This window comes from Paenibacillus glycanilyticus (assembly GCF_023715145.1).
Taxonomy (GTDB): domain Bacteria; phylum Bacillota; class Bacilli; order Paenibacillales; family Paenibacillaceae; genus Pristimantibacillus; species Pristimantibacillus glycanilyticus_A.
This window is the reverse complement of sequence record NZ_JAMBNP010000002.1, coordinates 12,879-32,466: the sequence shown is the minus strand read 5'-3', so window position 1 is coordinate 32,466 and position 19,588 is coordinate 12,879. Positions and strand designations below refer to the sequence as shown.

Here is a 19,588-nt window from a genome sequence, read left to right as displayed (position 1 = left end):
CACTTGGCCTCCTCATCTTAAGCGCAACCAACTGAAAACCATGGACAACGGCCACCAGAGAACAGCAAATGTCGGGTAAACGAACCAGATCACATCCGGCGTATAATAGAAATTCACGAATACAACAAGCGCGATGATCAGCAGGCTGCCCCAGATCGAAAAGCCGAGATTCAATTTGGCGTTGCTTCTTCTTGTAGGAAGCTTGTGCCCAAGCTGCTGCTTGATTTCCTCAACGTCCCCGAACTCAACGATCGCTTTGTTGATGGCATCCTCCTCTTCCTTCCCCTGCTCCATGAGGTCGAATACCTTCTCCTGAAGATTGGCCACAATTTCCTGCTTGATGACCTTCTTCTTCTCGCTATCCGGAATACCCTTGAACAATTCGTCTACATGCTGCTTGATTGATTTCAATTACAATCCCTCCATGAACACGTCGATAATTTCCTTGATTTCTTGCCATTCTTGCACCGTTTCCCGCAGATAAGCCTTGCCTAGCGTGGTAATCCGATAATATTTCCTCTGTCCGCCGTGAGAGACATCACCGTAATAGGACTCAATAAGCTCCTTGTTTTCCAGCCTCTGAAATACCGCATACAATGTAGCCTCTTTGATTTGGAATCTGTCCTTGGTACGCAGGCTTATCTCTTTGGAGATTTCATAGCCGTATCTATCCTTCTCCATAATCAGGCGTAAAATAATGGGGTCCAAATGCCCGCGAATGATGTCGCTCCTAATGATACCGAGCCCTCCTTGCCGAACTATTCTATCTGATAGAGTAATACTACTCTAGATTACTCTATCTGTCAAAGTAATGTTTTATTTCTCCCGTTGGTCCCCCTCTTGTCCTTCGCCAAATAAAAAACGCAACCCGAAACGGGCTGCGTCAAAAGGGACTTCATGAACTAAAATTCTACGTTAGAGGATGAATTCACTGCCTCTAAAAAGAACGCCGGTGCTTCGGTTATCTTCAGTGCCTGATAAGCCTGCAAGGGCATGTATTGGCGTAAAATCGGGAGACATTCCTCCAAGTCATTTGTTCGATTGCCAATCACCGGATCACTTAGCAGGCAAAACCCGAAATCCGAATACAGCTTGATCGCCCGGTAACTTCCAGGCTGCGTATGAAGAAACACCGGATAGTCGTCTTTGCTCAGGCTTTGCATAACGGCAGACAGCAGCGCTCTCCCAATTCCGTTTCCTTCGCAGGATTTTAATACCTTATACCAATGGATCGTCGTAATCCGATCGTACGCCTTCCAGGCAAAGCAGGTTGCCACCGGGCGATCCTGCGAATCGCATACGAAGAGACATTTTTCATAAAACAGAGCCTCTTTTGGGGCATAAACATTTTGAAAAAACGATTCCATGAAGCCCCTGTATGCCTTAGCCTCATTTGGATCGTCGAATGGAAACTCCATCCAGGTTTCCAGTTCGCTTTTACGGCACCTTCGTATACGATACCCCGCCGGAAGATCGCGGAGTGCCGCAGGATCCAGAGCCGGACACATCATAAATATATTCTTATCCGGGATTTCGTCGGGCAAGCATTACACCTCCAGCTTCCTTATAGGTTTATCCGTGCACCGGGGAATTCCGGAGGACCTTCCTAGCCGATCTGCTGCTCTCTATTTTTCTTCCGCCAGAATAACCTGAAACAACTTGATGGCATCCGCCTTGGCATCTTCGTCCAAGTCCTCCCTGAGCCAGACGTTACGGGCACATTCAATTACATCCTGAAGAACCCTTTCCAAGCGGTAATAGGCGAGCACCTCATCATCCACCTCTGCAGCTCCGTACCCCTGAAAAAAGGCATGAGCATGCGGATGACTGACAAAGATGAAATCTCGCTCTTTGGGAGCAAGCATCACCTCGTCCCAATCAATGATAAACACTCGCCCAGCGTCATCTCGGATCACATTGGCCGGATGCAGATCCGCGTGACAGATGACATGCGGAATTGTTCGAGCTTGGAGCAATACCGCCAGCTTTTCCAATGAAGCCAACTTCATCCGTATCGATGACTCATGCTCTATCCAAGAAGCATGAAGTGTACGCTCTAATGTATTCCCGCCTTCAAAAAGCGTCAGTTGATCCTCAAAGATTTGTATCCAACGAACATATTCCGACGAATCAAAGGTCTCTTGTCGAAGCGAATTAAATCCTTCTGGCGGCAGTTGGATCCGGTGGATTCGTTTAAAGATGGTCCCGAGCTTCTCCCACTGCCCGGCAGACATGCCCTTGAAGCTGGACTCCCCGTTGATAAAGGGATAGACGACAACTCTCCAATCCTCCAGATGAGCCCACAGTGCACCGGACCGGGTAGAAACGGGAGCCACCACACATGTAATCCCCTGGCTGTTGAGATATTGGGGAACCAGATATTGCGATTCGTATAACGGCCTGGACGTGACTTTGAGCAGATAGTCCGTTCCCTTCTCGCTAACCGCATGATACACGGCGGAGCTGTAATCAAGGCCCAAGGGAAGATACTCCAGTGTGGCAGAAGTTAAATCATATTGCTCCTTTAGACACGTTCGAAGGCTTTCCTCCGAAATCCTCGGTGAATGAGGCATCGCTCCATTAATCCCTCCCTGTATGCGCTCTTCTGTTCGTTCAACAATGCGGAGCCGTTAACCAACGCTATTAATAATAGCTCCTATGTGCTAAGGTTTGTTCATTGCTCCGGATTTTGGTTTCATAAAGCCTAAAAACCTTTTCTTTAAAATCATACAAATAACTATCATGTACGGAAAGAACGGCGTTTGGATGCGAAAACGCAAAAATCCATCTAACCGTCTCCATTTGACAACCGATGTTTTCAAAATGAATAATATATTCTGAAATAGGATCCGTTTGAAAGCTCATATTTTCTAATTGCTTTTCGGAGAAACGCGATCCCGCCAGATCTAGCTCACCCGATAGCTGAGTTACGTTATCATAGAATGTAATCCGGTTATGACCTGCAAGCTTACCGGTGAAACGTTGTTCTTCGTTAGGCTGCGATATATCCTCTGGGTCACTAAAAATACTCGTCCATCTCTTCCCCATCATACGGAAGACCGACAGCCCCATGGCCCCTGAGCTTCCGATTGAATATTCGTACACGAAAACTTCAGGGAGATGATCATTATCCACATCCCCGATCATCAACCTGCTGTTCCAAAATATATCTCGCTTAACAATCTTACCGTCTATTTTCAATATAAGATTCCGAGAAAACTTCGTATCGGGAGCCATTAATTCAGCAATATGCCTCTCTTGTTCATCATGCCGCAATGGCATTTCCTTAATATAGGAAGAGGAAAATTCTATGGTCTGAATCGCGTTTTCCGCTAAATCCAGCTGAGGCTTTGCATAAACATGCTGCTGACCGATCAGAACGGATACGAAACAGATACAGAATAGGATTCTTTTCAAAAAATTCTACCTCCTTCATTATGAATATGGAACAGCTTCAACGGATTATAGAAAGCAAGGTTGTTCATGCGTTATTTTTCCCACCTGTTACAATAAAAAAACTCCATATACAGCAAAAACGGCAACCGGTCACTGTAGACCGGCTGCCGCACATCAATACCCCTTAGCTGTACATGGATATTAACTCAACACTATGGTTATGAAGCATGACCTTAAATTCATCAAGCGTTGCTACCTCTTTCGAGATTCTGGATACCTTAGTTACGATTACTGCGCCTAACTTGGGCAGTTTCTCATAAATATCTTTGTAATTGTCCTCAAAGATTTGATACCAGTAAGCTACATCAATGCCTTCGGATCGAGCATAAGAGGTAATGCTGCGCCTCTGATCCTGCGTGCTTTCAAAGCTGCATTCTCTTAAAATAGCCATAGCTTTCATACGGATAATACCCCTTTTCAAATCTATGTACTACTATTATCGGTAAAATTAACTGGAGATTATAGGTCTATTTCCCTAATATAAAATCAATGCACCATCAGGAACAAATGAAAAATTAACTTCCCGGTTTGAAGGAAATGACGGCCCCCTTCTCGAAAACAAAGGCAAGCACTCACGAAAGGAATTACTCCATGCTCTCACATTCCGACTTTATCCTCAACGCGTTTATCATTTTCTTGCCTTTGATTTTCTACCGCCCTTTCTATAAACGCAAGCATCCGCTCTTTGTGTACGTTTTGTTTTTGATTCCCCTGATCATTACGATGTCCTTTCCCGTCAAACTCTTCGACTCAGTGCTTGACCTAAGAGCAATTCCGCTCGTGATCGGCTCCCTCTACGGCGGCTTCTATACGACGCTGCTCTTATTCGGCAGCCTGCTGGCGTACCGGGAAATTTTGGGCGGAATCGATCTGTTTCATTACTCTCTCTCGCTGCTGCCAACGATCTTTCTGCTGCTGTTTCTCTTCAGGACGTACGAAAAAGCCGCCGCCAAGAAAAGAATGCTGCTTGTATTAGGCATGTGCTTCTTTATGCGCGTGACGGTCGTTAATCTGTACGCCTTGCTCGAAGGCAAAGCTTCCTTTTTTATGGCGTCGTTTGTTCCGAGTCTGCCGATCATCTTCGTGCAGTGCATCATGGCGGTAATGCTTGTGTTCATGATTGAAATGATCCGCACGCAAAATCGGATGCAAGAGGAAATCATCCAAGCGGAAAAAATGAAGGTCGTCAGCGAAATTGCAGCCTCCGTCGCGCATGAGGTCCGCAACCCGTTAACGTCCGTCCGAGGCTTCATCCAGCTGTTGTCCGATCCGGCGCTCAGCGACCGGAAGCGTCAAGAATTCTCCGCCATTACACTGGAGGAGCTGGACCGGGCGGAATCGATCATTTCCGATTACTTATCGCTCGCCAAGCCGCAGATCGAGACGCTCGAACCGATCGACCTGGGGGAGGCATTAACCAAAGCGTCCCAAATCCTGAGCTCTTACGCGAATTTGCAGAACGTCGAGATCGCCACGGACATAAATCAGCCCGCTACAGTATACGGCAGCAAGTCCAAGTTCAGGCAAGCCATCATCAATATCGGCAAAAACGCCATTGAGGCAATGCCCGCCGGGGGAATGTTGACCTTGAAATATACGGTTAACGAGCCGAACCGAACCGTTACCATCACGATTGCCGATACCGGCATCGGCATGAACGAAGAGCAGCTTAACCGGCTGGGGGCGCCATATTATACCACCAAGGACAAGGGCACCGGTCTCGGGACCATGGTCATCTTCAGCGTTATTCGGGGCATGAACGGCAAGATCGAAGTACGCAGCAAAGAAGGTGCCGGGACTACTTATTTCATCACGCTGCCCTTGACGCAGCCTACATAAACTCGGGCTTGGGGCCTGAAAGTCAAAAAAACGGCTAACCTGGTATGAACTGCTGCTGAATATTAAATGGGTTCAATAGGCACAAGGAAACGAGTGCTTGCGATGATTTCTTTGACCGTTTCGGAGGGTTGTTTTAGCGTGGTGTCATAACTAAATGGGTTCGTAGAATCCGAACGCTCCATTTTGTCTAATAAGAACAAAGAGCGTTCTAAGGATTCAATATCCCCTCGAGTAGTCAGCCGTTCGACTATTTTTTCTTTATCTGCTTTTAGGACAACATATTTTAAACTCACATTCTCGAAGTCGGATAGATGTTTGCAAAACCATGCAAGCTCTTCCTCCACTACAAAATCAATAACAACATTTAAATCGTGTTGTATGTAGTTCCTTGTAAGTGCCAGTATATTATCCCATGTAAGTCGTAGGCGTTCTTCCCAAGAAAGCGATAGATCGTCATTTAACATATGCAGAAGGATATCACCCTCAATAAGCACGCATCGTTCAACATGACGCGCAAGCAGCTTTGAAGTTGTTGATTTGCCGACCCCAAGAGGACCAGATATCAGATAGAGCCTATTTTCATTCTTTTTGTTCAACTTGGATCCTCCAGACGTATGATCAATAAAATGAATATAATATCCAATATAACGCGAGGATAATTAGCGAGCAATAAATACCTCGTTTAATTGAAAAACGAGTTATCCTTTCTAAATCAAAGAACCCTTCACGCATGTGAAGGGTTCTTTCCTTGCTATTGTTTAGCTGTGGACCAGTGAAGGCTTCACGCTGCGAATATGTTGAATATAATCGATCTTGCTCTGCGCAAGTCGTTCATCCGTAAGATTGGAGGAGTCGTTCAATGAAAAATGAGGCAGGTATTCCGCACTGATAAAGTGAGCCGATGCTTCAATTGGGCGCAATAGCTCTTGAAGGGTAAAACGATTAAACCCGGTGGGCTGGTAGGACTCCGCGGTACCATAAGTCGAAATGGCCACACCGAATTCCTTCCCGGCTATTTTACTGCCGTCCGGTCCGTATGCCCACCCGTATTGCAGCACGTCATCCATCCATTTCTTTAACAGCGGCGGCGTATTGTACCAGTAAAACGGGTATTGCAATATAATTCTGTCGTGGGATTCTATTAGCTTTTGTTCATTTGCAACATCTATTTTTCCATCAGGGTAAGTTGCGTATAGTTCATGGATTGTAATGTCTTTTTGGGTTTGCAATTCATCGCGCCATGCCTTGTTTATTCGTGAGTTCTCCATATTGGGGTGAGTAATAATAACCAGAATTTTCATCCATTTCCCTCCAATCAATTTATGAACCAAAGTAAATCTACAATGCCAGCCGTGAACACTTAAGATTAAAATCACTGCATCCCATTCATGCGGATTTCGGTTTTTATCATACCCAAAACATCGGCTTAATACTTTTATCGAACAAGCACAAAAAGCCGTCAAAAGGCGGCTTTTTGTGCTTTTTCTGCTTATCATCCAACAAATACATGAAGCCCGGCGCGAGGATAGAACCGGGCAGCACGGAAAACACTACTATTGCCCTCCGCTTTCAAATGTCTGCTTGGATAATTCCTGAAAATAGTCTAAAACGACCCCGCGGAATTCCAAAGCAGCCGGCGATATGTATCGACTCTTGTGCCACAATAATGCGATTTCCCGCACCACTTCGTGAGTCTCCACCTGGAGATATTTGATTTGTGCTCGTTCATTCCTTGCCGTGCTTGGTATAAAGGCAATGCCAATCTCCGCTTCCACCAGATTGACCAGCCTTGCCGGCTCATCCCCTTCGTACACAAAACGAGGGACAAATCCAACCGATCTGCATACCTCGTCCATCAAATCACGGGTACCGTATCCGGCCTTAACTCCGACAAACCATTCATCCTTCAGCTCGATTAAGGACACGCTGCTTCGATCCGCAAGCCGATGCCCCATTGGAACGGCGACAAGGATCGGGTCGATGAATACGATTTGACTTTCGATGTCATCTCGCTTGACAGGAGGAGAGGACAAACAATAATCGACCTCGCCTCTCTCCAGAAGAGATATCATTTCCTGCGTCGTCAGCATTTGTACATGAAATTGTATATTAGGCCGCTTCTTTCGGAATTCCCGAAGAATGTGGTGCAATACGCTTGCGCTGGTCACTCCTAATTCAAGCCTGCCATGATCGGGGCTGGATAATTCGCTAAGCTCCAGCTTCCCCTGTTCCAATTCGAACAAAGCCCTTTCGGCACGACGCAGGAATCTTCTTCCGAACTCATTTAATTCCAGCTTCCTGCCTACTCGATCGAATAGAGAGACCCCTAAATCCTCTTCAAGGCGTTGAATCGTTCTGCTTAACGACGATTGCGTAACGTGCAGACTCCGGGCTGCCTCGGTCACATGTTCCAGGCGAGCTACCGCGAGAAAATATTGCAGCTGTAAAAGTTCCAATTTTGCGCACCTCACTCATTCCCTCTAATCGATGAGATTATAACATGAAATGCATTGGAATAAATAATCGATATCAAGTAAGATGGCATTATTAAAATTCGAGCAACCAAAAGAAATGAGGGATAAACAATCATGAATCGTAAATTCGTTCTTTACATTGTCGCGTTTGCCGCATTCTTTGGGCCGTTCACGCAGACCATTTACACCCCCATATTACCGGAGGTTGCCAGTCAACTCCATACGACCTCATTTGTCGTGAACTTGACGATCTCAATCTTTACCTTATTTCTTGCCATCATGCAGATCATCTATGGTCCGCTCACGGACTTAAAGGGCCGCCGTAAGGTCCTGCTTGTCGGAATCTCGCTTTATGTCATCGCTTCGGTGGGATGTTTTTTCTCCGATACGATAACGCTTCTGCTGGTCTTCCGAGCGATGCAGGCGATCGGAATCGCTGCGGGATCCGTCGTTGCCGTTACGGTTATCAGTGATTTGTTCGAGGGCAAAGAACGAGGCGAAGCGATGGGAACCTTTCAAATGTTGGTTTCGCTTGGCCCCGTGCTCGGGCCGGTCATCGGCGGCTTCCTTAGCGGGTTGTTCAATTTCCACTCCGTGTTTCTCGCTCTTGCAGCAACGGGCATGATTGTGCTGGTGTTCAACTTTTTGTATTTGAAGGAAACGAAGCCGGACAACGTCAAAGCAGGAAGCTTTCATCCCAGGGGTTTTGCGGCCATTCTCCACAACCGGATCGGGTCGTCCATTATTTCTCTTGGGTTTATTCAATATTACGTGTTTTATTATTTCCTTGTTTTCCTGCCGAACATTCTAACCGATCGTTACGGTTTATCGGGCGAGCAAAAGGGACTGGTATTTCTGCCGATGTCGCTTGGCATCGTTGTCGGTAGTTACTTGGGCGGAAAAATCCAATCACGAATAGGAGGAGAAAAGCTGCTCGTATTGACGAGTTTTCTAAATGCCATTTCGGTGTTGTTTTTCATCATCTTCTACTCGATCTCTTTACCTTGGCTGCTCGCCGGAATTATTTTCTTTGGCCTATCCCTGGGACTCTCGCTCCCCGTGCAGACGACACTGTTGACCGGCGCATTCACGCGTAACCGCGCGACCGCCGTTGGAGCCTATAACTTTTTCCGGTATATGGGAATGGCTCTCAGCCCGTTAATCGGCAGCCTGTTCTACCAAATCGGCGGCTATGTCCTGTTGTATGGTTTTATCGCAATTGTATATCTGGCTTTTTCCCTGCTGTTGTCACGGCGTCACCTTGGCGGACAGGCAAAAAGCCCGTCCCTTGGTAAGCAATAAATAATGAAAGAGGATTGAACTGGCCTCGCTTCGTTTTGTTAAACTTTACTGTAATTAGAATGGCAGCTGATCCTCTGATCAGCTGCCATTTTGCTGTCTGATTAACGTGTTGCGTTAGCGCCACTCACAGTCTCAATGTCACCATGAATAATAAATACCATATAACGGGTAATCCTAAAGCAGATAATACGGTGATTACGGTACTTATTTTCTTCTCTTCTCGCCATATTAATGCCAACAACTTATAAACGAATATCCCTATCCATCCACCCAAAACATTTAATATTATGTCGTCAATGTCTGATGTTCCGATGCCTAGAAGCCCCTGAATGATTTCAACAGATAAACTCGCTAAGAATATGAACAACAGATTGGTAATTACTCTTTTGTTCTTTCTGAATAAAGACAAATAGGTACCAAGAGGAATAAGAATAATGATATTACCTGCCACATTGCTAAAAGAGAATCTTTTTAGAGTCGCAGAATCGCTAAATAGATAATCTTTTATACTGTAGAAAGGAATAAGATTGATAGACCTATTTATAACCCTCTGACTGTTAAAGATCTCCGTAATCGAAATTCTTGATAAGAGAAATATTTTAATAATAAAAAAGAGGTAAAAAATAAAAATACCATATAAAAAAATTGTTTTAATTTGTTCTCGTTTAGTCATAATACCTCCATTGTTCATTTATCCCTGCTTATTATATATCGTTCAGTTTATTATGTATGTCACTACAAACTCAAACAATAATTCGAGAAAGAAATAGGATTCTCAATAAAAATGGCAGCTGATCCCCCGATCAACCGCCATTCCAAAGCATGGTTACTTTAAGCATCATGTCCGCTTTGTAAACTCTTGTGCCGGACCTTTGTTATCCTTTCTCCTAATCTCCTGATACTGATTGTTTGTATATTTCTTAATAACTATCCTCCAAAAAATTTGAGCCGGGGTATTCCAATCGAATTGACTGACTCTCCATTTCCCTATGAATAAATCAAACGCATATATGGCAGCTTGCTTTCTCCCGCTAACTCCCCATCGACTCGAATAGAGTATAAATGATAAACATGTTTATATTAAGCTACATATTTATGGTTGCACCATGGACATTCCATTTCGCTACAATTCCTTATATATACTGAACCATTAGATTAATCCAATGTGCGGACGGAACCAAAAGGAGCTGCGCCAAAATTGTCCCTAATAAACGAGATATCATTAAAAGTCCAAATACTTTATTCAACGCGGCTATTTCTTTTTCGCCTTTTAACACCTTATCGGTGAGCAGTCCAATTTGAGGATCGATGAGTATGGTCAGAAGGATTGTTGCCATGCCATTAATGAGCCCTGAAGACTGTGATGCTGCAATAGATGAACCCGTACTATAAGTGGCTGCCAGTAATGCTGCTAATACACCCACTGTATAGATTGCTGTAACGATAATATTTAATAAGAATAGTCTCTTAGGAATGCCTCCTATACGTAGACGAGACAGCATATCCTTCTTCGGAACCCGCAGATGAAACCGGGCATTCTTCAATTTCCGTATGCTTACGGACTGTATTAATAATTGAGGCAGTGAACCGGTCACTTCTAAGTGAGCTATGATTCTCTTTGAAAGAAACACGGCTGACGGAAACAGTAATATTGCTGCAAGAGTTCCCAAGGAAGCAGCGGAAATAATCATCCGAAATTGCATTACTAAGTCGCCTGGCGAGTCCTTTGAAACATCAACGATTTTCCCCGTAAGAGGCGCTTGAAGCATATTTGCGGTTCTTGATATCAATAAGATGATTCCGGTTAAAGAAATGGCAACAGCTAATTTACCTAATCGTACACCCGCCAAACGCAATGAATAAGTTAGCGTTTCTGAAAAGTGAACAATGAACGTGCAAATGGATACTAATAAAATCTGCTGGAACATAGGGTATACCTCACAATGATAGATTAAAGGAAATCATACCACAATGAGGAAACTTATCCCAGATGCTATCCAGGTTAGTTCCAATATGTGGTATTATTGTGAGTGAGTTAAATGTAGATAGAAATGAAGAATTATATAGAGGTGATAGTATAACTATGAAACTTATTTTTAATAAATCCATAAATTTTAGAGTGTTAACTTACGAAAAATTGGCGGATAAAGGTGAACTCATTTATGCAATCATCAAAGAGTTATTGGATACGTTCCTTAAGCCTCATGACCTCGAAATAACTTTTGATATTCAGAATAAGTATTTAAATTGGAAAAAATTTAAACTGAACGATAAGAATTTAGAAAAGGTATATTCCCTTTTGGTTAAGGGGGAAACTTTGTCAATTTACATGAGAGACAAAATAAAAGATAACGATAGAATTATTGAGGTAATGCCTCTTATTAGTCTTGGTATTTCGTGCTTTGATGCCGAACCAATACCTGAGGGAGGGGAAATAAAAAGATATAATGAATTGACCTTTTTATTAAGCGAAAAACTCTTCCAAGGAAATATTCCATTAGAGATTCAAAATCAAATAACTTCTGTCTTTAAAAACATAGTTAGTATACTTAACGCTGTTACTGGTTCTATTTCATTTGACACAAGTGTTGTTGCTCCAAATAGCTCTTCATATTTGGAGAGATATTACGATATACATCCATACCATTACTCTAATTTCAATGATAAGCTCCGTGGATATTTCTGGGCAAATTGGTTATCTAGTTCACATATTGAGCACTTGGGGGGGAGAGACTACGTCTTGAATTATTCCCCTTGTTACAAAACCGATTTCATTACTGTTAATGGACAAATCGGTGCTTACATTCAACTCACATCCGACATTAACTTTTATGATGACGAAAGTCTTATTGCCCTTCGAATGTTTCTGTTGCCAGTGCTGTACTTTGGTCACCAGGCACGAAAAAATGATACCTTCTATTTAGGGGAAGTTCATAAATTAGTGGAATCTTAATTTAGCTATCGTAGGGACTATAGCTGAATTAAAGCCCATTGAAGGTCTTCTACATACTATATATAAAACTATTTCAGAGTTTCAATAAAATATGGTAAGAACGAAAGAAGGTACAATATGGTAAATATTAAGAAGGATATCATTGTTACTAATCTCCTTCTAATGTCTGCTTTGTTTGTTGCATGCCAGAGTTTGTATGGAGATGTAAGGAGTGTGCTAGACCGCGTTCATTATTTTAATGTACCTATATAGGAAATAACCTACTCTAATTATGAAATAACTGTCTTAACAGATAGTGAGACTCTGCACATACATCCATGGCTTCCGCTTGTAATTGCTGCTATCGGTATGTACTTAATCTTCTATACTTATTAACTAATTTCAGAAAGGGCAAGTGAGTGAAGTGTCAGTCAAGAAAAAAGCGTGGACTTGAATTAACTTGAAACTTTAGCTCAATGATGACAGACGGCAGTTCACACTGATGAGCTGCCATTTTCTCAACTAATGAGCAGTTTTATGGGGGGCTTTGCTAATGATCGCTACCAATAAAGATGGTTATGAGTTGTTAGAATGTATTACTTTGAAAGAAGATGAACTAAAAAGTTACGAGCCACTAGCAGGTTCATATGCCGTGGTTAATTTTAATGATAAGTATCTATTATGTTTTAATACGTTGAGGAAACACTGGGAAGTACCAGCCGGAGGAAGGGCAGATGGGGAAACTCCTAAAGAATGCGCCATACGGGAACTTTTTGAGGAAACAACACAAGTTGTTCGCGACATGGATTTTAAAGGCTTACTAAAGGTTAAGAAGCCAAATGGAGTGATAAAATATAATCCCGTGTACTTTGCTGAGTTGGATTACATAGCCCAGTTTAAAGAAAATAACGAAACAGACAAAATATTATTTTGGAATTTATCTGATGATATCGGCTACGTTGATGAGGTCGATATGGCAGCTATTAAATGGTGCATGTCGTTCAACATAATATATGACTGATTGATGTTCATTTGCAGTACCTGCAGGTCGGAAATAGCGGTACCGTCTACCCGGACGACGGGGGATCTTAAGACTTAATAACGCCGCAAAACAGAGCAGTTGTCATTGCGGCAAACTGCTCCTCGATAGTTCAATAACTGATTGAAAGTTGAGACTTTTGAATGTATTCAGTAATTCCCTAAGCCCCAGAAGTCGAGATTTATGCCAATTATCATACCAAGAGTTGTCGCCAACATGTGCTGAAAATTTTCCGATGACCATAGCTTTCTGAAATATTTTTTTGCCGCACAAAAAAAACGGCAGCCGTCAGCTGCCGTTTTGAAGTATTTCATTAGTTTATTAGGTTGGCTCTGACGTATCCATTCCGTCCGGGCCATCAACGATGTCAATTACACCGACAGCAATTACGGTTACTGCAGCTGCTTTACCAAGTTTCTTAGCACCATCTTTAATTCGTTGCTTATCATTTTCCTTAATGCCTGTCACAACATCTTTTCCGCTTTCGACCACGTATTCAATTCCTTGGCCAGCACCTCTAACGGTAGTCGTGACCGCATCTCCAAGATCATCGAAGCCGGTCTTCGCCTGCTGCTTATCCGCCGTTATTAATCCGGCGCCAACATCCCATACACCGCTCGCTGCTTGGCCTGCCAGTTCACCTGTCTTTGCCGTCACTCTTTCCACATCGTTACCGATCTCTTTAATGTAATCACTACGAACAAGCTCCCCGGCAACCCGCACAGTACCTCCAAGTACTCTGCCTGTGACATCGCCCGCCAGCTTTCCAATTCCCTTCAGCAAATCCATCGGTACACCTCCGTATCTTACTTTATTCTGTATAACGATTTTTGACGCACTACGTTTCATCCAGTTATAACAATTATATTCCCCAAGGTTAAGTGTACAGCAACGAATACTTTAACTTTTAACTTTAACTTGTACTTTACACCAATGAATTGTTCAATCCTCTAATCCTATCTAATGTTATCATGCTAGATGGATTTTCCCAAACAACTCTACTCATCTTAACCCTCCATAGAACCGATTATAGTACCTCACAACTTCTTCTATCGTATCTGATCAGTTCTGCGAAGGTAGACAAAAAAACTAAACCACTACTGACATACTGTTGTCAGTAAGGGTTCTTTATAATCGGAATGAGTAACCGAAAGGAGAAGAGATATATGCAAAATAGTTTTTCTGAATATTGTATCGTTTATTTTAGGAAGGATGGTATTTCATGAATTTTGCTTCTGTACGTATCATTACCGACGACGTGGATCGGCTCGTCAAGTTCTATGAGAAGATTATTGGCGTTTCGGCGGAACGTCCCGCGCCGGTCTTTGCCGAATTCGTTATGCCATCGTGCACCTTAGCGATTGGCCACTCCCAGACGGTGCAATTATTCGGTGCTGATTCCGCAGTGGCGGCCGACAATCATACTATCCTCATTGAGTTCCATGTCCAAGATGTCGATGCCGAATACGAGCGCTTGAAGCCATTAGTCGACGAGTGGGTTAAGGAACCAACCACGATGCCCTGGGGGAACCGTTCTATGTTGTTTCGCGATCCCGACGGTAACCTGATTAATTTATTTTCGCCGGTGACTGAAGAAGCGATTAAAAGGTTCAGCGGTAGACGTTATTGACGGACACAGACTGAAATGAAAAGGAGCTGCCATTAGGCAAGCTTCTTTTCTATTATTCGCCTTTAATTGAGTAATACAACAAAATCCGGGAAAATGAAATAATCTTAATCACCTGCTTGTGACTAAAAAAAGTCCCTTCTAACGAACAGTATGATATGCACCGCAATGGTAGCCCGTTACTAGGAGGGAATATCTATGAATATCCAGCTCGCTGAAGCTCAAAAGAACCACAAAGTAATTTCTATAATGGCAGAAATGATCGCAACGATGGAGAATGACGCCAAACTCAAGAAGGAGATTCTTTTTAAAGTTGATGAAATCAGCTTGGAGATTTCGAGAAAAGACAAACTCTGCTTTGACCTGGTGAATGCTAATCGTAATAACGGTGACTATTACAAAGCCAAGAAGGCATGGAAACAATTTAGAAATAGAGTAGAGCATGCCCTTGAAGAGCTGAATAAGCGAATTCAATGGACAAGATACCCTGACGAGTGGAGCGAGACATATGAACTCCTAAAACGTCGAGCGGCTTTATATGATGATGAGGTGGCAAGATTAGAGCAGCAGCAAGAGTTATTAAGCGTCTAGTCATTTGGCGGATGCTTTTTAGTTCTTGTTTTTCTTTACACTCATTCGATATACCCCAGCCTCACCGAGAAAATCCTTCCTGCTTAATCCTTTTTGCAGCAATTAATCTACGCTAAGGATAACCCACTTGCCATTCTCTTGCACCATGGCATAGTTAGGGTCAATAATGGAGCCGTCCTTCATGAAGTAGAACACTTTTAACAATTTCAATTCCTTTTTGACTTCTAACCATTCTTCTACGGCTTCAGCTCTATGATCGGGGTCGTTTTGTATCCATAAAATTTTATCAACCTTATCTCGCTTCTTATAAAAAGAGGCTAGAACGCCCTTTTTATCCAGTTCAGCGAATTTTGCCTCATCGTTCTTCTCCATAGCTTCGAACAACTGGTAATTGTTGATAAAATATCTGTTGGGACGGAGCTGTCAACTACAGGCGTTCTATCACCAAACAACAGCGTTTCATTAGCAAACACCGTTGAATCCGCTTGTTTTAATTCTTCGCTTAACAACTTACTTTTTTCTGCATACGCCTTTCTTTCCAATTCTAAATGGTAAGTTATCTTCAGAAGCTCTTTCTTCTTAGCCTCCATTTCGCTGTTGGCCGTGCCGATTTCGTCCTTTATCTTTTTTAATTCCTGGTTCGACTCGTCAATTTGTAACCGCAGGATTTCGATTTTCTTGTTTTGCGCAAAGAATATGGAAATTAACGCAGCAGTAATCGCGGTTACAAGAATCCATCCCTTTTTATCCATATCCTTCACATCCTCTGGTAAAGTTTCTGCATTGAATCACCTAAATCCCGGATTGCTGTTATAAATCAAGAAAATCTTAAATTGATTAAGCGATCCTCCAAAATCAAGCGCAACTCTTCGGGAATGCGCTCAAACACGACTCCTTTTCCCAAAAACAAAAGCCAGTCCGCGTAATAAGAGAGCGCCTCAACATCGGTCACATCCAACTGCACATTAAATATCCCGCTCGATTGAAACATTCCGGTAAAGGACAGAATAATCCCCGGCGGATGTATGCGTTTAAAGCGTTGAATCCCGGTCGCATCAAGCTTCACAACAAGATTGGACTGACGTGCACCCATTCGTTTTTTGCTTAAAATCTCTTGCTCGGAGTACTTCATCTTATCCTCAGAAAACGCGGAATCCCGCAGCAAATCTACAGGCAAATAACGAAACTCATCCGTATCAAAATCATAAACCTCGACTAGCCACTGGGCGTTCGAGTTGAAAATATGAAGCAAAAAAACGTCCAGCAATTGCGGCCGGCCAGGACTCGGCTCATACGTCACGCGCAAATGCTTATCTCGCACGGCAAGCGAAATCAATTGGTTTAACTCTGCAGGCGCTGCATCGTCGAGCTCCAAAAGATTCGGATTAGCAGGATTCGTATTTTCAAATAGCAAAATATGATTTAGCTCGATTAGCTCGTCTTGCTGCGTTTGCGAAGCGATGCCGATAAGTTTTTCAGTGATGGAGCGGCGATTTTGCAGATAGGGCAGCTGCGAGTTTTTCGAAGCGATAAAACTGATAAAAATCGCCTTCAGCTCATCCGGCGTGAAACGCGCTGCGGGCAAATACTGATTTTTCAGGACATGGTAGCCTCCACCCCGCCCCAGCTCCGTCGTCAGTGGAAAACCCATCGCTTGAATCTCGTTAATGTCGCGGATCGCCGTGGCGCGGGAAATCTTGAACTCCCGCTGAATCTCGGCAATCGTAAAATGCGCGCGGTTATTGATATAGCGCATGATTAGGTTTACTCGCTCTGTTTTCTTCATGATTTTATTGTATCAAAAAAGTATCATTTTTTGATACATTCGGCCAATAGAATCAATCTTGTAAAAGCAAACACACAAAGGAGATAATAAAAATGTCTAACTATTCCATCAAAACAATCTCGGAAAACTACAAAATGACGGCTTTCGGTGTTTCATTTGAGGACTTCAACGATTGGGCAGGCAATGCGGCAAAAACGGCAGCGAAAAAGGCTGAAATTACTGAAAACGGCAAGCTTGCCGAGCTTCTGGCGCTGGCTGACGGGCAAGAATACCAGATCAATTATGTGATCGACGGCAAGGCTTGGCGCGGCTTCGGCGTAATGGGTGATTTCAATGCGGAAGACGCGGTCGTCCTCGATTTCCTCGCTGGCGATTACCTCGTTGTGCCGGGCACGGGCTCTGATAAAGACAGCCTTGCCGATGAAATCACAGGCAAAGTTTTCGGCGGCATGCTGCAGGAAATAACAGACTACAAATACGTAGGTCCCGGTAACTCAACATTCGTCAAAGCAGCTGAAAACGGTGAATTCTACGGGGAAATGTGTCTTCGCGTGAAAAAAGTCGAGAACTAATCTTTTTGAAATTTGAAAGGAGCTCCCATGGCAGCAGAATATACAATTGAGCATAAAAAATCATTCACATTAACCGCATACGGTTTTTCAATCCAGTCCAATTTTCAAGACATGGCAGCTTTACAGCAGGAAAAAGCCGAGTTTTGGGGCAAACTCAAGGCTGACGGGCGGTTTGCTAGGCTCAAAGACGCTGCAAAAGATGATCGTGAATGGTCGGTGAACGAGGTATATCAAGGCAAGCCGTGGAATTATTTCGCGGTAGAAGCTGGAAAGCTAGTGGCGGACGCAACGCGTCTCATCGAGTTTCCGGAGAGCGAGTACATCGTAGTCGCTGGAAATGGTGAAAAGGAAACTTTGTTTGATCAGTTGACTTACCTGGCTTTTGGCGAAGTGTTGGCCCAAATCACTGATTATGCTTACATCGGCGGTCCAAACGCCACCTATCGCAAAGATAACGGCGAGGGTACATTCTACGGTGAATTTTGGGTGCCAGTGGTAAAAAAATAACTTTCGTTAAGAAAGCGGCGGCTCATCCTGTGTGAGCTGCCTTGCTGTCTTATGGAGCTAAAGTTCTTCCGTTACAAGCCTGCTGCGGAATTTTCCGAAAAAACTTACCACTAAAAGCAGCCTATAGAGGCTGCTTTTTACTACGCGCGACGAGTGCTAGTAATTTCATTAAGGGAAAATCATATCTATTCTAAAATAAGTATAGCGGGACGACGATTCAGAAAAGGAATTAAATTCTTGACATCTTCGGAAACCGCTTTCCCTTCCGAGCTTGCCATCGCTGCGTGAAGATCCTCGCTGTTGTTAAATTCAACCTCCACAACCAAGTATGGCTCATTGTCCGTATGCTGGGCGCTAACGACACGATGCACGGATGCTCCTATCAACTTCGGGAGTTTTTTAGCAAGCGGAATATGAATGTTATAATAATGTTTCTCGAAATTTTCAATATCTTTAGGTTTATCGTGAATAATGATTATTTTGCTCATGAATGGGTACCCTTTCTAGTCATGTAATAGCTTCACTGAAAGACTATTACTTTAGCTATGGAATGTTTGCCTGTAAGTAGTTAGACCTCAAGAAAAAAAAAGATAGTGTTGCCAATCAGGTGCGGATAATCAAAAGAACTTCGTTACTCCCAGAATCAAGTTGACAATTACTCCAAGGTGAGCGATGTCCAGCAAGACCCCAATTCGGCGGACACCAGCGCGCGTTTCATCCTTAACTATTTGATCATGCTCAATGGCCAATTTAATCTGCTCGGTGACTTTGTTGAGAAGCGGATTAATAAAGGCATACCCAAACACCATGATCACAATCATGATATACACTTTAAGAGATAGCCAGCTCCATTGAAGGAGCCAGTTGAATGATCCCTGAGAGCTAATTAATGTCATCGCAAGACCAGACAAAATAAGCAAGGCAGTAACAACTTTAAAATATGGTACAGCTTTAAGCATGATTTGTACCATGCGGACTTCATAGTTCGTTCCCTTCGCATGATTGATTGCTCCCAAGACGAAGAAACGCTCGTAAATTCCACCGCCTACCCAGGCACAAACCGCGATTAAGTGCACCAGCAACAAAATGATCATCATCAATTTCCTCCTCGTTTTATCCTCCATTCTGTTTTGTAACAACAAACGGAAATGCAACTAACATGTTTAATGAGCAACTACCGCATGAATTGTAGTTTATAAGTTAATTAAATAAAACACCAATTACTTATTAATTAAACTTGTATAAATTCTGTTATATCGTTAGGTAAGGGGTGTCCAAGCTTACGCCTCAGAACCTCTCCATGCACCTCATAGTAATGAAGAAACTAACACCAAACATGCACAAAATGCTGAAATGCCATTCGCGCGCGAATGGCATTTCAGCATTTTTACATCTCTCCGATATCCAGCTGAGCACTTTCTAAGAGATTTCAAACGGCTTCATTGGAACACGTCTCAAGAAGC

The 19,588-nt window shown here is 43.2% G+C and carries 24 protein-coding genes; 8 read left to right on the top strand and 16 right to left on the bottom strand.

The features are described from left to right. Positions 1 to 12 precede the first annotated feature (12 nt). The 6 genes from M3194_RS05390 to M3194_RS05365 form a co-directional block, all read right to left on the bottom strand. Positions 13 to 411: a permease prefix domain 1-containing protein gene (locus M3194_RS05390; RefSeq protein WP_251652240.1), complete on the bottom strand. Its 399-nt coding sequence runs from the start codon at positions 409 to 411 to the stop codon at positions 13 to 15. Beyond that, entirely contained in the window at positions 412 to 738 is a 327-nt protein-coding gene (locus M3194_RS05385) for a PadR family transcriptional regulator (RefSeq protein WP_251653176.1), read from the bottom strand. It lies immediately after the preceding gene. Between the two features lie 164 nt (positions 739 to 902). Further along, entirely contained in the window at positions 903 to 1,367 is a 465-nt protein-coding gene (locus tag M3194_RS05380; protein WP_251653175.1) for a GNAT family N-acetyltransferase, read from the bottom strand. A gap of 258 nt (positions 1,368 to 1,625) precedes the next feature. Further along, the gene (locus M3194_RS05375) at positions 1,626 to 2,480 is read right to left on the bottom strand and encodes a phosphotransferase enzyme family protein (protein ID WP_251652238.1); all 855 of its coding nucleotides are present in this window, start codon (positions 2,478 to 2,480) and stop codon (positions 1,626 to 1,628) included. Positions 2,481 to 2,643: 163 nt separating this feature from the next. Further along, positions 2,644 to 3,417, bottom strand: coding sequence for a hypothetical protein (locus M3194_RS05370; protein ID WP_251652236.1), 774 nt, complete (start codon positions 3,415 to 3,417; stop codon positions 2,644 to 2,646). A gap of 163 nt (positions 3,418 to 3,580) precedes the next feature. Beyond that, complete coding sequence (locus tag M3194_RS05365) at positions 3,581 to 3,856, bottom strand: recombinase family protein (protein WP_251652234.1); 276 nt, start codon at positions 3,854 to 3,856, stop codon at positions 3,581 to 3,583. A 137-nt stretch (positions 3,857 to 3,993) separates the two neighbouring features. Here M3194_RS05365 and M3194_RS05360 point away from each other — a divergent pair, with 137 nt between their 5' ends. Beyond that, positions 3,994 to 5,295: an ATP-binding protein gene (locus M3194_RS05360; RefSeq protein ID WP_311289740.1), complete on the top strand. Its 1,302-nt coding sequence runs from the start codon at positions 3,994 to 3,996 to the stop codon at positions 5,293 to 5,295. Between the two features lie 62 nt (positions 5,296 to 5,357). Here M3194_RS05360 and M3194_RS05355 read toward each other — a convergent pair whose 3' ends face one another. The 3 genes from M3194_RS05355 to M3194_RS05345 all read right to left on the bottom strand — a co-directional run bounded on the left by M3194_RS05355 (position 5,358) and on the right by M3194_RS05345 (position 7,751). Next, positions 5,358 to 5,891 (bottom strand): P-loop nucleotide/nucleoside kinase family protein, encoded by a 534-nt coding sequence (locus tag M3194_RS05355; protein ID WP_251652232.1) that lies wholly within the window; start codon positions 5,889 to 5,891, stop codon positions 5,358 to 5,360. 162 nt (positions 5,892 to 6,053) lie between these two features. Next, positions 6,054 to 6,596, bottom strand: coding sequence for an NAD(P)H-dependent oxidoreductase (locus tag M3194_RS05350; protein ID WP_251652230.1), 543 nt, complete (start codon positions 6,594 to 6,596; stop codon positions 6,054 to 6,056). Between the two features lie 252 nt (positions 6,597 to 6,848). Further along, a complete protein-coding gene (locus tag M3194_RS05345) occupies positions 6,849 to 7,751 on the bottom strand; it encodes a LysR family transcriptional regulator (RefSeq protein WP_251652228.1) in 903 nt (300 codons plus the stop codon). Between the two features lie 132 nt (positions 7,752 to 7,883). Here M3194_RS05345 and M3194_RS05340 point away from each other — a divergent pair, with 132 nt between their 5' ends. Continuing rightward, entirely contained in the window at positions 7,884 to 9,071 is a 1,188-nt protein-coding gene (locus M3194_RS05340; protein ID WP_251652226.1) for an MFS transporter, read from the top strand. Between the two features lie 124 nt (positions 9,072 to 9,195). Here M3194_RS05340 and M3194_RS05335 read toward each other — a convergent pair whose 3' ends face one another. Continuing rightward, on the bottom strand, positions 9,196 to 9,744 hold the full coding sequence (locus M3194_RS05335; RefSeq protein ID WP_251652224.1) for a VanZ family protein: 549 nt from the start codon (positions 9,742 to 9,744) through the stop codon (positions 9,196 to 9,198). A 460-nt stretch (positions 9,745 to 10,204) separates the two neighbouring features. Next, the gene (locus tag M3194_RS05330; RefSeq protein WP_251652222.1) at positions 10,205 to 10,999 is read right to left on the bottom strand and encodes a lipid II flippase Amj family protein; all 795 of its coding nucleotides are present in this window, start codon (positions 10,997 to 10,999) and stop codon (positions 10,205 to 10,207) included. A gap of 98 nt (positions 11,000 to 11,097) precedes the next feature. Here M3194_RS05330 and M3194_RS05325 point away from each other — a divergent pair, with 98 nt between their 5' ends. Then, complete coding sequence (locus M3194_RS05325; protein WP_251652220.1) at positions 11,098 to 12,024, top strand: hypothetical protein; 927 nt, start codon at positions 11,098 to 11,100, stop codon at positions 12,022 to 12,024. A 532-nt stretch (positions 12,025 to 12,556) separates the two neighbouring features. Further along, complete coding sequence (locus tag M3194_RS05320) at positions 12,557 to 13,024, top strand: NUDIX domain-containing protein (protein ID WP_251652218.1); 468 nt, start codon at positions 12,557 to 12,559, stop codon at positions 13,022 to 13,024. Between the two features lie 339 nt (positions 13,025 to 13,363). Here the strand turns inward: M3194_RS05320 and M3194_RS05315 are convergent, their stop codons facing one another. Beyond that, on the bottom strand, positions 13,364 to 13,831 hold the full coding sequence (locus M3194_RS05315; RefSeq protein ID WP_251652216.1) for a hypothetical protein: 468 nt from the start codon (positions 13,829 to 13,831) through the stop codon (positions 13,364 to 13,366). A gap of 433 nt (positions 13,832 to 14,264) precedes the next feature. Here M3194_RS05315 and M3194_RS05310 point away from each other — a divergent pair, with 433 nt between their 5' ends. Further along, positions 14,265 to 14,672, top strand: coding sequence for a VOC family protein (locus tag M3194_RS05310; RefSeq protein ID WP_251652215.1), 408 nt, complete (start codon positions 14,265 to 14,267; stop codon positions 14,670 to 14,672). 195 nt (positions 14,673 to 14,867) lie between these two features. After that, positions 14,868 to 15,260, top strand: a complete 393-nt coding sequence (locus M3194_RS05305) for a hypothetical protein (protein WP_251652214.1) — start codon at positions 14,868 to 14,870, stop codon at positions 15,258 to 15,260. Positions 15,261 to 15,577: 317 nt separating this feature from the next. Here M3194_RS05305 and M3194_RS05300 read toward each other — a convergent pair whose 3' ends face one another. Together M3194_RS05300 and M3194_RS05295 are read right to left on the bottom strand one after the other, a co-directional pair. Further along, positions 15,578 to 16,012, bottom strand: a complete 435-nt coding sequence (locus M3194_RS05300) for a nucleotide exchange factor GrpE (RefSeq protein ID WP_251652212.1) — start codon at positions 16,010 to 16,012, stop codon at positions 15,578 to 15,580. A gap of 65 nt (positions 16,013 to 16,077) precedes the next feature. Further along, a complete protein-coding gene (locus M3194_RS05295; protein WP_285889147.1) occupies positions 16,078 to 17,046 on the bottom strand; it encodes a helix-turn-helix transcriptional regulator in 969 nt (322 codons plus the stop codon). Between the two features lie 92 nt (positions 17,047 to 17,138). Between M3194_RS05295 and M3194_RS05290 the strand changes: the two genes are divergently transcribed. Together M3194_RS05290 and M3194_RS05285 are read left to right on the top strand one after the other, a co-directional pair. Further along, positions 17,139 to 17,618: a hypothetical protein gene (locus M3194_RS05290; protein ID WP_251652208.1), complete on the top strand. Its 480-nt coding sequence runs from the start codon at positions 17,139 to 17,141 to the stop codon at positions 17,616 to 17,618. A gap of 27 nt (positions 17,619 to 17,645) precedes the next feature. Beyond that, complete coding sequence (locus tag M3194_RS05285) at positions 17,646 to 18,125, top strand: GyrI-like domain-containing protein (protein WP_251652206.1); 480 nt, start codon at positions 17,646 to 17,648, stop codon at positions 18,123 to 18,125. A 185-nt stretch (positions 18,126 to 18,310) separates the two neighbouring features. Here M3194_RS05285 and M3194_RS05280 read toward each other — a convergent pair whose 3' ends face one another. Further along, positions 18,311 to 18,613, bottom strand: coding sequence for an EthD family reductase (locus M3194_RS05280; protein ID WP_251652204.1), 303 nt, complete (start codon positions 18,611 to 18,613; stop codon positions 18,311 to 18,313). A gap of 129 nt (positions 18,614 to 18,742) precedes the next feature. Then, on the bottom strand, positions 18,743 to 19,222 hold the full coding sequence (locus M3194_RS05275; protein WP_251652203.1) for a hypothetical protein: 480 nt from the start codon (positions 19,220 to 19,222) through the stop codon (positions 18,743 to 18,745). Positions 19,223 to 19,588: the final 366 nt, after the last annotated feature.